We start from the raw sequence: 12920 nt of genomic DNA, 5'->3' as shown, positions 1-12920 counted from the left end.
TTCGGTGAAATATCCAAAAATTCTTTTCCTGTGCGCCCTGACGGGCGCATTTTTGCTGATTTTTGCGCTGCTTCCACCTGATTCTCTGTCACTCGAAACGCTCAAATCACAACATCTGCTGCTGAAAACCCAGGTCGGACACGCCCCTGTGCAAAGCGCGGCGCTCTATTTCGCGCTCTACGTGGTCGTTTCTGCGTTCTCCCTTCCCGGCGCGGCGCTGTTAACACTTCTTGGCGGCGCGTTGTTCAGTTTTACAGAAGGGATTTTACTGGTCTCTTTTGCCTCGACCCTGGGTGCGACGCTGGCGATGCTTGCCAGCCGATATCTGTTGCGCGACTGGGTGCAACGCCGCTTCAGCGCGCAAATGAAAACCGTCAATGAAGGGGTACAACGTGATGGCGCATTCTATCTTTTCGCCTTACGTTTGATGCCGTTGTTCCCGTTCTTTTTAGTCAATTTGCTGGCCGGTCTGACCTCCCTTGGCGTACGCCAGTACTGGTGGGTCAGCCAGATAGCGATGCTGCCTGCAACGGTGATTTTCCTCAACGCCGGGCGAGAAATGGGCAAACTGACCTCCCTGCGCGATATTCTGTCGCCGGGAATGCTGTTCGCCTTTACACTGTTAGGGTTATTGCCGCTGATCGCCCGCTGGCTGTTATCTCGTTATCACCCTTCTTCTCATTAACAGGGAGGCATTATGCGCCGTGTGCGTTTTTGCATGTTGCTGACCGGGCTGCTGCTGGCAATCCCCGCGTTCGCCGATTCCGACTGGAAAACCATTCAACACGAAGCGAAAGATCAAACGGTCTGGTTTAACGCCTGGGGAGGCGATCAGGCCGTCAACCGCTATCTCGACTGGGTGAGCGGCGAGATGAAAACTCATTACGCCATTACCCTGAAAATTGTTCACCTGGCGGATGCCGCCGATGCGGTTAAACGTATTCAGACCGAATACCGCGCCGGACGAAGATCCGGCGGGTCGGTCGATCTTCTGTGGGTGAACGGCGAGAATTTCCGCACCCTGAAAGAGGCCGGCCTGTTGCAAACCGGCTGGGCACAAACGCTCCCTGACTGGCGCTATGTGGACAAGGCGAAACCCGTGACAGAGGATTTTGCGATCGCCACCGAGGGCGCCGAATCACCGTGGGGCGCGGCTCAACTCACCTTTATTGGCCGCCAGGCGAATTTTGCTGCGCCGTTGCGCGATCCCGAAGCCTTGCTGGCGTATGCGCAGCAGCACCCGGGTAAAATCAGCTATCCGCGCCCGCCGGATTTTACCGGCACCGCGTTTCTGGAACAGCTGTTACTGACCCTGACGACGACACCCGATGCGCTGAAAACCGCGCCTGATCCGCATACATTTAACGCTGTAACTGCCCCCCTGTGGCGCTATCTCGACCAGCTTCATCCCCTGCTGTGGCGCGAAGGGAAAGATTTTCCGCCGAGCCCCGCCCGGATGGATGCCCTGCTTGCCAGCGGGAATCTGGATCTGTCGCTGACCTTTAATCCGGCTCACGCGCGCCAGAAAGTGAACAGCGGCGAACTGCCCGCAGACAGCCTCAGTTTTGGCTTTAGCGACGGCATGATCGGCAACGTTCACTTCGTCGCCATTCCCGTCAATGCCAGTGCCAGTGCCGGAGCCAGGGTCGTGGCGAATTTCCTGCTGTCGCCGCAGGCGCAGATCCGCAAAGCAGATCCCACCGTATGGGGCGATCCCAGCGTTCTCGATGTGCAAAAACTGCCGCCCACGGAAGCAGCGGCGCTGCGTAAGTTCATCCCGGCAGATTTGCCAAAAATGTTGCCTGAGCCGCACGCTGCCTGGGTTAATGCGCTGGAGCAGGAATGGTTGCGTCGCTACGGCACCCGCTAGGCTGGCTGCTCTGGATGGTGATAGCCGCCCTCTATTTACCGCTGTTTCCGGCGGCGGCCATGCTGATCGCCCCGGCCTTTTCGGCTGACGGCTGGCGTGACCTGTTTGGCGATACGCAGCTTCTGCAGGCGACGATTGCCACGCTGGTCTCGACGGTTATCGCCACCGTGGGTTCGCTGCTCATTGCGCTGACGATTGTTGCGGCACTGTGGCCCGGCAAACGCTGGCAGCGGATGAGCTCACGCCTGCCGTGGATGCTGGCCGTGCCGCACGTCGCTTTCGCCACCAGCGTATTGCTGCTGTTTGCTGAAGGGGGAGCGTTCTATCAGTTTTGCAGCGCCTGTTCTCCCTTGATCGATCGCTACGGTATCGGGCTGGGTTTGACGCTTGCCGTGAAAGAGAGCGCTTTTGTCCTGTGGGCCATTTATGCCGCGCTACCGGACGGGAGGCTGGCGCAAAAAATGAGGGTGCTGCAAACGCTCGGCTATTCGCGCCTTCAGGGGGTGTACTGGTTAGTGCTGCCCGCCATCGCTCCGGCACTCGGCGCGGTGATGCTCGCCGTGATTGCCTGGTCGCTGTCGGTGGTCGACGTGGCGATGATCATCGGGCCGGGTAATCCGCCCACTCTGGCTGTGCTGGCATGGGAGTGGCTGAGCCAGGGCGATGCCCGGCAACAGACCAAAGGCCTGCTGCTGTGTCTGATTCTGCTGATGCTGCTGGCCCTTTTTGCCACCGCAGGGATAGCCCTGTGGCGTGGCTTGCGACGTTCAATGCCTTCCACCGACGGCGTGCGATACCCTGAACGCTCCCCCGTCGTCGGGGTGGCGCTTGGCTGGATCCTCCCGCTTGCGGGCGTGCTGTGCGCTGCGGTGCTGATGCTGTTGGCCCAGAAGCGCAGCGTGGATTGGGCGGCTTTCACCACCAGCCTGTCGCTGGCCCTGTTCTCTGGCCTGCTGGCGCTGGCGATCATTTTACCGTGGCTGGAGTGGGGGCCGCCGCGTGGTGCGCTGTGGATGTGGCTCCCGCTGGCTCTTCCGGCCCTGCCGCTGGTCGCCGGGCAATACCGGCTGGCACTGCAGCTGGGATTTGACGGTGGCTATTTTGCGGTTCTGTGGGGGCATATGCTGTGGGTTCTGCCCTGGATGCTGCTGGTGCTGCAACCCGCGTGGCGCAGGCTGGATCCCCGCCAGATCCTTATCGCACAAACGCTGGGCATGCAGCGCTCTACCCTGTTCTGGCGGATAAAGTGTCCCCTTTTAATCCGTCCGATCCTCATCGCCTTTGCGACCGGTTTTTCAGTTAGCATGGCGCAATATATGCCGACGCTGTGGCTCGGTGCAGGCCGATTCTCCACGCTGACGACCGAGGCCGTGGCGCTCAGTAGCGGCGGTAGCACCGCCATACTGGCTGGCCATGCGCTAGGGTTACTGGCGTTAACTGCCGCAGCGTTTGGCCTCGCGGCAGGTTTATCCCATCTCGCAGGCCGTTACCGACAAGGGTTACGCTGATGCTGACAGTCAAAAATCTCACCATTGAACCGCTGCTGCAAAAGGTCAATTTCAGCGTGCAGCCAGGCGAAATCGTCACCCTGATGGGTCCCTCCGGCAGCGGCAAATCGACCCTGTTCGCATGGATGGTGGGCGCTCTCTCCGACGATTTTCGCGCGCACGGCGAGCTGTGGCTTAACGATCGACAATGCGAAAAACTGCCGGTCGCCAGACGGGGAATCGGGATCCTCTTTCAGGATGCCCTGCTGTTTGAGCACTTCAGCGTGGGGCAAAATCTGCTGTTGGCGCTGCCTGCGCACATCAAAGGTTCAGCGCGTGCCGAAGCCGTTCATCGCGCACTGGACAGCGCCGGGCTGGGCGGATTCTTTCGCAGCGACCCCGCCACGCTCTCGGGCGGTGAACGCGCGCGGGTCAGCCTGCTGCGCGCATTATTGGCTCAACCCCAGGCGCTGCTGCTGGATGAGCCCTTCAGTCGCCTCGATAAAGCGCTGCGCATCTCGTTCAGGGCGTGGGTGTTCGCGCAGGTGCGCGCGCTGAAGATCCCGGTGGTGCTGGTCACGCATGATGAAGACGATATTCCGCCTGCCGGGCGGGTGATTCAGCTGTCCGACTGGCAATAATTCATGTGCTAACGCAAGGAATTCTGCTTAGGGGGAGACGAAAATGATGCACCTTTTACAGCACTACAGGCTTTTCGATGAAACGTGTTTCTCAACTGTCCGCACTCGCCATGATCCTGGGTCTCGCCAGTTTTTCCTCCTTTGCCGCTGATATGGCACAACCACTGACTTTGGCGCAGCTGCAACAGCAGCACGGCACGGTGATTGATACCCGTGCCAGCGCTTTTTATAACGGCTGGCCGCAAACCCTGTCCGGCCCTTCCGGGCATGAACCCGCCGCGCTGAATCTTTCTGCGGGCTGGCTGAATGTGATGAGCGATGACCAGCTCAGCGGTTGGGCAAAACAACATAATCTGACTGCGGACGCTGTAATTGCCCTGTATGGCAGTGACGCGGATAACCAGGCCGTCAAAGCGCGACTCAGTCAGGCTGGCTATCGGCAGATTACGCTGCTGGGCGATGCGCTGCAAAAGGCCGACCGCCTGCAACGTCTCCCCCACTTCGAGCAGCTGGTCTATCCTCAGTGGCTTCACCAGCTGATGCAAGGCAAACCGGTCGCGGCGGCCCCGACAGGCGACTATAAAATTATCGAAGCGGCCTGGGGCGCACCGAAATTCTATCTGTTGAACCATATTCCTGGCGCGGGATACATTGATACCAACGAAGTCGAAAGCGAGCCGCTGTGGAATAAAGTCTCCGACGACAAACTGAAAGCACTGCTGGCCAAACAGGGTATTCGCCACGACACCACCGTGATTCTGTATGGCCGCGATGTGTACGCCGCCGCACGCGTGGCGCAAATTATGCTGTATGCAGGCGTGAAAGATGTCCGACTGCTGGACGGTGGATGGAAGACGTGGTCCGACGCCGGGCTGCCGGTTGAGCGTGGAATGCCGGCGAACGTCGCGCCAGCCAATGATTTTGGCGCGACCATCCCTGGCCAGCCGCAGCTGATGGTCGATATGGAACAGGCGCGCAGCATGCTTCACCGTCGGGATGCGTCATTAGTGAGCATTCGTTCCTGGCCGGAGTTTATCGGTGAAACCAGCGGCTATAGCTATATCAAGCCAAAAGGTGAAATCGCCGGGGCTCGCTGGGGTCATGCGGGCAGTGATGCGACTCATATGGAAGACTTCCATAACCCGGACGGAACCATGCGCAGCGCCGATGATATCGCCGCGATGTGGAAACAGTGGAATATCCTGCCGGATCAGCGCGTCGCATTCTATTGCGGCACCGGCTGGCGCGCGTCAGAAACCTTTATGTACGCCCGCGCGATGGGCTGGAATAACGTCGCCGTTTACGACGGGGGCTGGTACGAATGGAGCAGCCATCCGCAAAACCCGGTGACCACCGGTCCCATCACGCCAGACAGCACCCTCTAACGCGTCAGCGATTTCAGGGTCTGGTATCCGCTCCAGATGCGCGTTGTGGTGGTGAGCCAGCACAGCGCGCCAAAAATCCATGCGAACAGCGTAAAGTGCATCGGGAACAGGCAGCACAGCACAAATAACGCTATCGTTTCGGCCCCTTCCGTCAGCCCACCGATATAGTAAAAAGACTTGTGCGCATAGCCGGGATTATCGATCTCATGTCTGGCGGCAAGCGCCGCAAACGCCAGAAAACTGCTCCCCGTGCCGATAAACGCAAACAGCAGCCAGGCGGCCGCCAGCGCATTTTCTGCCGGTGCAGCCAATGCAAAACCAAACGGCACCAGGGCATAAAACAGGAAATCGAGGGCGATATCGAGAAATCCCCCCGCATCGGTTAATCCTCTGCGGCGCGCCAGTGCGCCATCCAGCCCGTCTGCGACCCGGTTTAGCACAATCACCGCCAACGCGGCGAAATACCAGCCAAGCGCCAGAAAAGGCAGCGCCAACACACCCACAGCAAACCCCGCCAGCGTTAAGCCGTCGGGTGTAATGCCCGGTTTATCGAGCGCAGCAGCCAGACGGTTCAGCGCCGGTTTCACGCGCGGATGAAGATGACGATCAAACATGGGGCTTCCCTTTGAAGGTGTCACAGAGTCCCTGCGAGGGAATATCCAGGGCGGCGTTAAACCGGGCAGAGAGATTCTGGAAGGCAATGAGCGCCGTCATTTCGGTGATGGCCGCATCGTTGAAGTGGCGCTTCAGCTCGATTTTGATCGCCTCATCAACCCGTGGCGGCGTGGCAGTGGTGGCTTCTGCATAGGCTAAAGCGGCCCGTTCGTCATCGCTGAACAGCGGCGATGGCTGCCACTCACTGACGGCCTGGACCTTATCGAGTGCGCCACTGCGCTCGGCGAGACGCAGGCTGTTGGCGTCGATACAAAATGCGCAGTGGCACATCTGTGAAACGCGGGTCATCAGCAGCGCGCGCAGCACCGGGTTTAGCCGCGCATGACGGCGTTCAAGAAAACCCACGAACAGCGCCACCAGCCAGAACAGCCGCGGCATTCGCCCCCACCAGCGAGTGGGATTGAGCACCACGCCAAAATGCTTTTTCTGCATGGCGGCAATGGGTTTTAGGCTGACGGGCAAGGATGTGAGGGGTTTTACCCAGGCGGTTTTTTTAGTCACCTGACGCTCCTGATGGCTGGACTCTTTGAAAGGCGACGATAATATGTCGTTTTTCCCTATCAATTATTGACGACCATGCTGAAAACCATTGATGTTGTTGCTGCCATTGTTGAACAGGATGGCAAAATTTTGCTGGCACAACGCCCTGACCATGCCGATCAGCCCGGGAAGTGGGAATTTGCCGGCGGCAAAGTCGAAGCCGGTGAAACTCAGCCTGAGGCATTGATTCGCGAACTGCGCGAAGAGCTGGGAATTGAAACACAGCCTGGCCGCTACGTGGCCAGCCATCAGCGTGAAGTGTCGCAGCGGCTGATTCATCTGCACGCCTGGCACGTTCCCGCCTTTCGCGGAGAGCTGACCGCGCACTACCATCGGGCGCTAGTGTGGTGTACGCCGCAGCAGGCGCTGGCCTATGATTTAGCGCCTGCGGATATCCCGCTGCTTGAAGCCTTTATCCTTTCACGCGACGCCAGACCAGCGGATTAGTGCTGATGGTGCGTTCATCGCGCTGGCACTGCAACAGTACGCCATCGGCTTTGACCACCGCCCCTTCCGAATAGTTTTGATCCTGATAGATGCAGCACTGATTGCACGGCTGGGCGCGTTGGCCGCCGGAGCTAAAGACCTCCGCTGGCACGTTGACGTCCACGTCCGGGCGAAAACGATCGGCCTGAGCCCCTGCGGATAACAGAGCAAACAGTGCGGTGAACAGGTAGCGGTTCATAAAGATTCCTTTTATAGACTGATGATGACTATACACAAAAAATTCACGTTGCATCAGGACGGCAAGGCTGAGGTATATATAACGGTTGTTCGCCGCAGAACCTTTAATTTCGCTCGTCATCGTTTTTAGTTATGACACAAACCCGCTGATTAATTTCGCTTTCATCGCAAATTTTCGCTTGCCTCGCAAAGCGGTGCGGGTGGTATAGTCGAAAACGACCAGAAATCCCCCACACAACACACAAAATATAAAAAATCAGCATAAGAGGTTCTTATATCTATGGATCAGGCACGCTCTCTGGAATCGTTTCTTACCCACGTTCAACAGCGCGACCCGCATCAGAGCGAGTTTGCTCAGGCGGTTCGCGAAGTCATGACCACGCTGTGGCCATTCCTTGAAGAAAACCCTCGCTATCGTCAGATGTCGCTGCTTGAGCGCCTGGTTGAGCCTGAGCGTGTGATTCAGTTCCGCGTTGTCTGGGTTGATGACAAAAATCAGGTGCAGGTGAATCGCGCGTGGCGCGTGCAGTTCAGCTCCGCCATCGGCCCGTTTAAAGGCGGAATGCGTTTCCACCCGTCGGTCAACTTATCCATTCTGAAATTCCTCGGCTTCGAGCAAACCTTCAAAAACGCGCTGACCACCCTGCCGATGGGCGGGGGTAAAGGCGGCAGCGACTTTGATCCGAAAGGCAAAAGCGAAGGCGAAGTGATGCGTTTCTGCCAGGCGCTGATGACCGAACTGTATCGTCATCTGGGGCCGGACACCGACGTACCTGCGGGTGACATCGGCGTAGGCGGGCGCGAAGTGGGCTTTATGGCCGGGATGATGAAAAAACTCTCCAACAACAGCGCCTGTGTCTTTACCGGTAAAGGACTCTCTTTTGGCGGCAGTTTGATTCGCCCGGAAGCCACCGGTTATGGACTGATCTACTTTACCGAAGCGATGCTGAAGCGCCACGGTCTCGGTTTTGAAGGGACGCGCGTGGCGGTGTCGGGTTCCGGTAACGTGGCGCAATACGCGATTGAAAAAGCGATGCAGTTGGGCGCGCGCGTCGTCACGGCCTCTGATTCCAGCGGGACGGTCGTGGACGAAGCGGGCTTTACGCCTGAAAAACTGGCGCGCCTGTGCGAAATCAAATCCAGCCGCGATGGTCGCGTAGCCGATTACGCACGCGAGTTTGGCCTGACTTATCTGGAAGGCAAACAGCCGTGGTCAGTGCCGGTGGATATCGCTCTGCCCTGTGCGACGCAAAACGAACTGGATGTGGAAGGCGCCCGTCTGCTTATCGCCAATGGCGTGAAAGCGGTCGCGGAAGGAGCCAATATGCCGACGACTATTGAAGCGACCGATCTGTTCCTGGAAGCTGGCGTGCTGTTTGCGCCGGGTAAAGCGGCAAACGCAGGTGGCGTGGCCACCTCCGGGCTGGAGATGGCGCAGAACGCCGCGCGTCTGGGCTGGAAAGCAGAGAAAGTCGATGCGCGTTTGCATCACATCATGCTGGATATTCACCACGCCTGCGTGGAATACGGCGGTGAAGGCAAACAAACCCACTACGTGCGCGGCGCGAATATCGCAGGCTTTGTGAAAGTGGCCGATGCAATGATTGGGCAAGGTGTGATCTAGCGGGTTAATCCGTGCGGTCGAGAGGCCCTCTCCCACGGGGGGCCAACCTGGCGGAAAAAACACATCCAGCGCTATACGCCAGGTGTGGTGCCAAACGTGGCCCATCGTTTCTTCACTCATATTATGGGGGCCTGTGGTAGTTGTTACCTGGAACGTCGTGAAGGGCAATTTATTATCGGTGAACCAGGCAATCAATTCTTCAACATTTACGTACGTGAATGCACCGCATTCCTTATCGATAATCTTTCTTCCGAAGTACCGCAGGGATATGCACTACATGGGATGGTTCGCGCATGAAAAATACCGGGTATGCAAGAGTCAGAAACCACAGCCCCTCCAGAAGTAGCGGAAATCAGCATTATCAGCCGATAACCGCTCAGCCTGGCGAACAGCCTCAAGATAATCCGCCATAAAAAAACAACCACCTGTTATCACGTCAGAACAGGCGAAACCATCAGGCCGCCTGGAGCGGGGTTAGTCCGGCAGACCGGGCAAAGGGGCAAAGATACGCCGCGCCCTGTTGGAAATGAGTGCCCCCACGCTGAAGGCCATTCTGGCAGGCATTGAGAAAGGTGTCCCGGCCTGTCTGAAACTGTGGGCCGAATGCTGCAAAGTTGACTGAAGTAGATGAACTGCGCCGCGAGGTGGACGCCTTGCAATGGCTGGTGGAGGACCTGCACCATGACGCTACGTAAAACACTCAAAGAATTGCGCGGTAAACGGGAAGAAATATGCGACGACGCACAGGACGACCTGACAGAAATTGTGGTGAACATTGTCGATGCGTCAGCAACGGATGATTACCGAACGCCGGTGATTTTGCAGAAGACGGCCTGCACCGGGTGCCAGTGGAGCATCAGTAAAATAAGAACATGATTTAGCTCCAGATTTGCGGGTTGTTACGGGTGGATGATTCTGACACCGGATCATAGCGAGATAGCTAACGTGCACGTAAAATCAGCATAAGACTGAACACGGAGACTGTTAATCCCCGCACCATAAACTGGCCTGAGGATTTGCTCGATTCAAGTGAATAGCCTTCATTCAAATTACCCTGTAAGGCGGTTTTTCGTTCACAAGGTAAAAGCTCTCGTGCAGGTAAAAAGGATCTTCTTGAGATCCTTTTTAGATCGTCGAATAAATCATCATTTCATTGAAAGCAGCTTTTCATAATCAGGGGAAATATGCAGAGCTTTACCACTACTACCATCCGGATAAGTAACGATTAAAGATCCTGGCTTTGTAGCTGGAGGTGTAATCGTAACAACTTTATCAAAATGGATTATTGGTTGTATGGCTATATTTTGGGTTCCTTGAAGCCGATACCGGCGGCTCCATTTCTCATAGCTGCTATCTCCCCCAAAAAGCTTAATGCTGGCAGTCTTATCTATATGGTTACTGACCATAGGGAAAAAATCCACCTTTAAGTCCAGGTCGCCACTACCCTCTTTTGCCCTGCCTGTCCCGTAGCCGTCACTGAGGCCATAGCTCCCAAAATCAAATATATAGCTAGTATCTATAATCTTTTTTCCTTTCGCTAAAGGATTATCAGCAGACAATCTGAAGCTAACCCGAAGTGAACGAAGAGACCACTGGCATGCCCCCCCTCCCTCGATGGCAACCCGACTTTGCCATATATCGCTGCCCCTCTGCTGCTGATACTTCTGCTCAAAATCGTTATAGCCCGGTATCTCATGCGACTCATTGCTGGAGTTATAACGAACGGCCTTGCACTTTTCAGAGCGGTACAGCACCCCCAAAGGCAACAGCGTCACACCGTCAGGAACCCTGAAACTCACATCCACCCACTTAGCATCCGGGGGCGGACTCAGCGTGCGATCGGTGGTGTCACCGCATCCATAAAGCAGTGCCAGCACTGGAAGAGTGACGATAAGTTTTGCTTTATTTAGAGAATTCAACGTCTTCCTCCGTACTTGCAGCAAAGCGGGAAAGTGCATTTTTTCCGGTTTCTTCGGCCTGCGTCCGTTGCAGGGCAACCGGCAGCATGTCCTGAAGGGCCAGAAATTCACGATTTCGCTTAACCTCATCCTGATTCGCATGACCTGAAGCCTTATCCAGCTCTTCTTTGAACTTTTCCCGCATCTCCTTCCGGGTCATGGAAAGTTCCGGGTTTGCCAGTTCAAGCACCTGATTATGGATATAAGGCAGATAGCGATGGGCCATAGAATGGCTGCGGGGATCAGTGGCAAGACCATCCAAGGCGGGATTGGTATTCTTTGGAAAGGCTTTTCAAGGCTGGCTCGATTCAGACACTGAATAAAAGCAGCCTGATGCTCTCCGGTGGATTTCAGGCATTCATCATTCAGGGATGGCACCAGAAAGAGCTTCACTGCTACATAATGCGGGGCATATATCTGACCATCGGTCAGGCTTTTCTGATTTGGCCCTGTAAGCTTCATCGAGCACTGCTGTGCCTGGAAGAAAACAACCGTATTGCCATGGTGCCAGTACGGATCTTTTTTCAGCTGAATCCCCAGCTGTAGTTCCATATCTTTCTGCCAGAGGGAGGCCGGTAAACCGGCAACCGATACCGCCAGCCAGTTAAAACCCAGTTTGGACCCCAGCGGCCCCAGTTTCTGATAGAAAAGATTATCCATATCAGCGTCTATTGGCACCTGTGGCACGGTATCATTGTCATTGACATGACGGTAGTGGGAAATGTTATCCAGCGATGGCATCGCTGCGCGGGTGAACGTGCGCGGCATTCCGTAAGTGTACAGAATGGGCATATAAGCTTTCATTTCGGCAGCATAAAGTAGAGCCAGCGAGCCCCCCAGACTATGGCCGCAGATAAACAATTTTTTTCCTTGTCCTAAAGCAGTCTCAACATCGTCAAGATTATCTCTAAACTTTTGCTTCGCCAGCTCATAGGCTTCAAGAAAACCGCCATGAATATTCCCCGCTCCGGCCAGTTCTGGTAGGCAACGTTTTGGTCCAAAGGAGGCATCAGTCAGGGCATTCAGCAAACTGGCTGTTCCACACCAGGCAACCAGGACGTGAGTCCCGCATTCCACCATAAACATGCGGGTATCCCCTTCCGGGTTATCACCCTGCCCGGTGTTCAGGTAAACGGGAGGCCGGTAACGTTCACTGAACGGCACATCCACCGCCAGCGTATGGAAGTAAGACGGAAACTCCGCAAATTGGGGGATACAGGATAAATCCTGGCATTGCTGCCGGAAGAAATAATCAATGGTGCCGTTCTCAGCTTCTGCGCAATAGACCAAATCGGCCATAATGCCGAGGTTATAACCATTGGCGAGGTCATAGTCTTTCGTTTCATTCAGCGCCAGCACCCACGCCCGGAACGGGCAAATTTCGATAACGTGCCGCTTATCCAGAGTCTCCCGCGAAACTTCCGTTCCTTTCAGGGAACGACCGGGGGGGAAATGAAACTTTGGCGGCTCTTTATCCGTCCAGCCCTCAATTTCCGGCATCCTGTCGCACAGTTCGCCGATGGTGACATAGTGATGCACATGCCCGGCGGCCTCGGTCTTTTCCTGCACATCGGTCTGCCATGTAGGATCGCGTGTTTCCGGTTTAAAGTAGTTATTGCTCACCGGCTGGGAATTCGGGTTCCGCCGCAATCCCAACGGCCGCAGCGCCATCTCGTCAGCCAGCTGCTGTCCGTCAACTTTCACGTCAACCGTAACCCAGTACAGATTCTCAAACCGGACAATCCCCTGACTGTCGGTCACACCGGCGGGCGGATTGGACGGCGGCGTGGGGTTGTAGTCGTAGCCGCGACTGTGCGCAATCGCCACTTCCTCCGCAGAGGCCAGAGGGTGGTACTCCAGCCGCACATTCAACCCGGAGACAGCGTTATTATTTTCATCGACAAATTGCAGTTCCAGCCAGTATTTGTGCGGTTCGCCGCGACAGTAAACGACTTTCCCTTTGGGCCTTAAACAGGTGACGGTCGTATTGTCACCGATGATTTCCATAGGCATGCCATTATCCTTGCACTTTAAGCGGTTAAACAACGCCCATCAT

The 12920-nt window shown here is 56.1% G+C and carries 14 protein-coding genes; 8 read left to right on the top strand and 6 right to left on the bottom strand.

What is annotated here, in order from left to right:
* Positions 1-4 precede the first annotated feature (4 nt).
* The 5 genes from SOM82_RS08485 to SOM82_RS08465 all read left to right on the top strand — a co-directional run bounded on the left by SOM82_RS08485 (position 5) and on the right by SOM82_RS08465 (position 5383).
* Entirely contained in the window at positions 5-685 is a 681-nt protein-coding gene (locus SOM82_RS08485) for a TVP38/TMEM64 family protein (RefSeq protein ID WP_320459272.1), read from the top strand.
* A 21-nt stretch (positions 686-706) separates the two neighbouring features.
* Entirely contained in the window at positions 707-1870 is a 1164-nt protein-coding gene (locus SOM82_RS08480) for an ABC transporter substrate-binding protein (protein ID WP_414672104.1), read from the top strand.
* Positions 1843-3378 carry an ABC transporter permease family protein gene (locus SOM82_RS08475; RefSeq protein ID WP_320459271.1) on the top strand — a complete coding sequence of 512 codons (1536 nt, stop codon included), beginning with the start codon at positions 1843-1845 and terminating at the stop codon, positions 3376-3378. Before SOM82_RS08480 ends, SOM82_RS08475 begins: the two co-directional genes overlap by 28 nt.
* The gene (locus SOM82_RS08470; RefSeq protein ID WP_320459270.1) at positions 3378-3998 is read left to right on the top strand and encodes an ATP-binding cassette domain-containing protein; all 621 of its coding nucleotides are present in this window, start codon (positions 3378-3380) and stop codon (positions 3996-3998) included. Before SOM82_RS08475 ends, SOM82_RS08470 begins: the two co-directional genes overlap by 1 nt.
* Positions 3999-4075: 77 nt before the next feature.
* Positions 4076-5383 carry a sulfurtransferase gene (locus SOM82_RS08465; protein ID WP_320459269.1) on the top strand — a complete coding sequence of 436 codons (1308 nt, stop codon included), beginning with the start codon at positions 4076-4078 and terminating at the stop codon, positions 5381-5383.
* On the opposite strand, the gene SOM82_RS08460 is transcribed toward SOM82_RS08465, so the two are convergent.
* Together SOM82_RS08460 and SOM82_RS08455 are read right to left on the bottom strand one after the other, a co-directional pair.
* Complete coding sequence (locus SOM82_RS08460; RefSeq protein WP_320459268.1) at positions 5380-5997, bottom strand: CDP-alcohol phosphatidyltransferase family protein; 618 nt, start codon at positions 5995-5997, stop codon at positions 5380-5382. The genes SOM82_RS08465 and SOM82_RS08460 overlap by 4 nt on opposite strands.
* Positions 5990-6559, bottom strand: a complete 570-nt coding sequence (locus SOM82_RS08455; RefSeq protein WP_320459267.1) for a carboxymuconolactone decarboxylase family protein — start codon at positions 6557-6559, stop codon at positions 5990-5992. Before SOM82_RS08455 ends, SOM82_RS08460 begins: the two co-directional genes overlap by 8 nt.
* A 75-nt stretch (positions 6560-6634) precedes the next feature.
* Here SOM82_RS08455 and SOM82_RS08450 point away from each other — a divergent pair, with 75 nt between their 5' ends.
* The gene (locus SOM82_RS08450) at positions 6635-7045 is read left to right on the top strand and encodes a pyrimidine (deoxy)nucleoside triphosphate diphosphatase (protein ID WP_320459266.1); all 411 of its coding nucleotides are present in this window, start codon (positions 6635-6637) and stop codon (positions 7043-7045) included.
* Here the strand turns inward: SOM82_RS08450 and SOM82_RS08445 are convergent.
* Positions 7011-7283, bottom strand: a complete 273-nt coding sequence (locus tag SOM82_RS08445; RefSeq protein ID WP_154125142.1) for a YnjH family protein — start codon at positions 7281-7283, stop codon at positions 7011-7013. The two genes, SOM82_RS08450 and SOM82_RS08445, sit on opposite strands and share 35 nt — an antisense overlap.
* Positions 7284-7562: 279 nt before the next feature.
* On the opposite strand from SOM82_RS08445, the gene gdhA reads away from it, so the two are divergent.
* Together gdhA and SOM82_RS08435 are read left to right on the top strand one after the other, a co-directional pair.
* Complete coding sequence (gene gdhA, locus SOM82_RS08440; protein ID WP_154125141.1) at positions 7563-8906, top strand: NADP-specific glutamate dehydrogenase; 1344 nt, start codon at positions 7563-7565, stop codon at positions 8904-8906.
* Positions 8907-9587: 681 nt separating this feature from the next.
* Positions 9588-9782: a hypothetical protein gene (locus tag SOM82_RS08435; protein WP_320459265.1), complete on the top strand. Its 195-nt coding sequence runs from the start codon at positions 9588-9590 to the stop codon at positions 9780-9782.
* 269 nt (positions 9783-10051) lie between these two features.
* Here the strand turns inward: SOM82_RS08435 and SOM82_RS08430 are convergent, their stop codons facing one another.
* The 3 genes from SOM82_RS08430 to SOM82_RS08420 are packed head-to-tail and all read right to left on the bottom strand — an operon-like array spanning position 10052 to position 12877.
* Positions 10052-10825: a hypothetical protein gene (locus SOM82_RS08430; RefSeq protein ID WP_320459264.1), complete on the bottom strand. Its 774-nt coding sequence runs from the start codon at positions 10823-10825 to the stop codon at positions 10052-10054.
* On the bottom strand, positions 10809-11090 hold the full coding sequence (locus SOM82_RS08425; protein ID WP_320459263.1) for a hypothetical protein: 282 nt from the start codon (positions 11088-11090) through the stop codon (positions 10809-10811). The genes SOM82_RS08430 and SOM82_RS08425 overlap by 17 nt, the downstream gene beginning before the upstream one ends.
* Positions 11021-12877, bottom strand: coding sequence for a lipase family protein (locus SOM82_RS08420; RefSeq protein ID WP_320459262.1), 1857 nt, complete (start codon positions 12875-12877; stop codon positions 11021-11023). The genes SOM82_RS08425 and SOM82_RS08420 overlap by 70 nt, the downstream gene beginning before the upstream one ends.
* Positions 12878-12920 lie beyond the last annotated feature (43 nt).

Origin of the sequence: Lelliottia sp. CFBP8978 (genome assembly GCF_034046055.2) — a bacterium.
In the GTDB taxonomy this organism is placed as follows: Bacteria; Pseudomonadota; Gammaproteobacteria; order Enterobacterales; family Enterobacteriaceae; genus Enterobacter.
Note: the sequence above shows the minus strand (reverse complement) of the source record. Positions and strands in the feature narration are given on the sequence as shown.

What these genes read in the sequence shown, in the direction of transcription:
- SOM82_RS08475 (WP_320459271.1), top strand. Translation starts at nt 1,843, where the DNA reads ATGGTTGCGTCGCTACGGCACCCGCTAGGCTGGCTGCTCTGGATGGTG.
- SOM82_RS08470 (WP_320459270.1), top strand. Translation starts at nt 3,378, where the DNA reads ATGCTGACAGTCAAAAATCTCACCATTGAACCGCTGCTGCAAAAGGTC.
- SOM82_RS08465 (WP_320459269.1), top strand. Translation starts at nt 4,076, where the DNA reads ATGAAACGTGTTTCTCAACTGTCCGCACTCGCCATGATCCTGGGTCTC.
- SOM82_RS08460 (WP_320459268.1), bottom strand. Translation starts at nt 5,997, where the DNA reads ATGTTTGATCGTCATCTTCATCCGCGCGTGAAACCGGCGCTGAACCGT.
- SOM82_RS08450 (WP_320459266.1), top strand. Translation starts at nt 6,635, where the DNA reads ATGCTGAAAACCATTGATGTTGTTGCTGCCATTGTTGAACAGGATGGC.
- SOM82_RS08445 (WP_154125142.1), bottom strand. Translation starts at nt 7,283, where the DNA reads ATGAACCGCTACCTGTTCACCGCACTGTTTGCTCTGTTATCCGCAGGG.
- gdhA (WP_154125141.1), top strand. Translation starts at nt 7,563, where the DNA reads ATGGATCAGGCACGCTCTCTGGAATCGTTTCTTACCCACGTTCAACAG.
- SOM82_RS08435 (WP_320459265.1), top strand. Translation starts at nt 9,588, where the DNA reads ATGACGCTACGTAAAACACTCAAAGAATTGCGCGGTAAACGGGAAGAA.
- SOM82_RS08425 (WP_320459263.1), bottom strand. Translation starts at nt 11,090, where the DNA reads ATGGCCCATCGCTATCTGCCTTATATCCATAATCAGGTGCTTGAACTG.
- SOM82_RS08420 (WP_320459262.1), bottom strand. Translation starts at nt 12,877, where the DNA reads ATGCCTATGGAAATCATCGGTGACAATACGACCGTCACCTGTTTAAGG.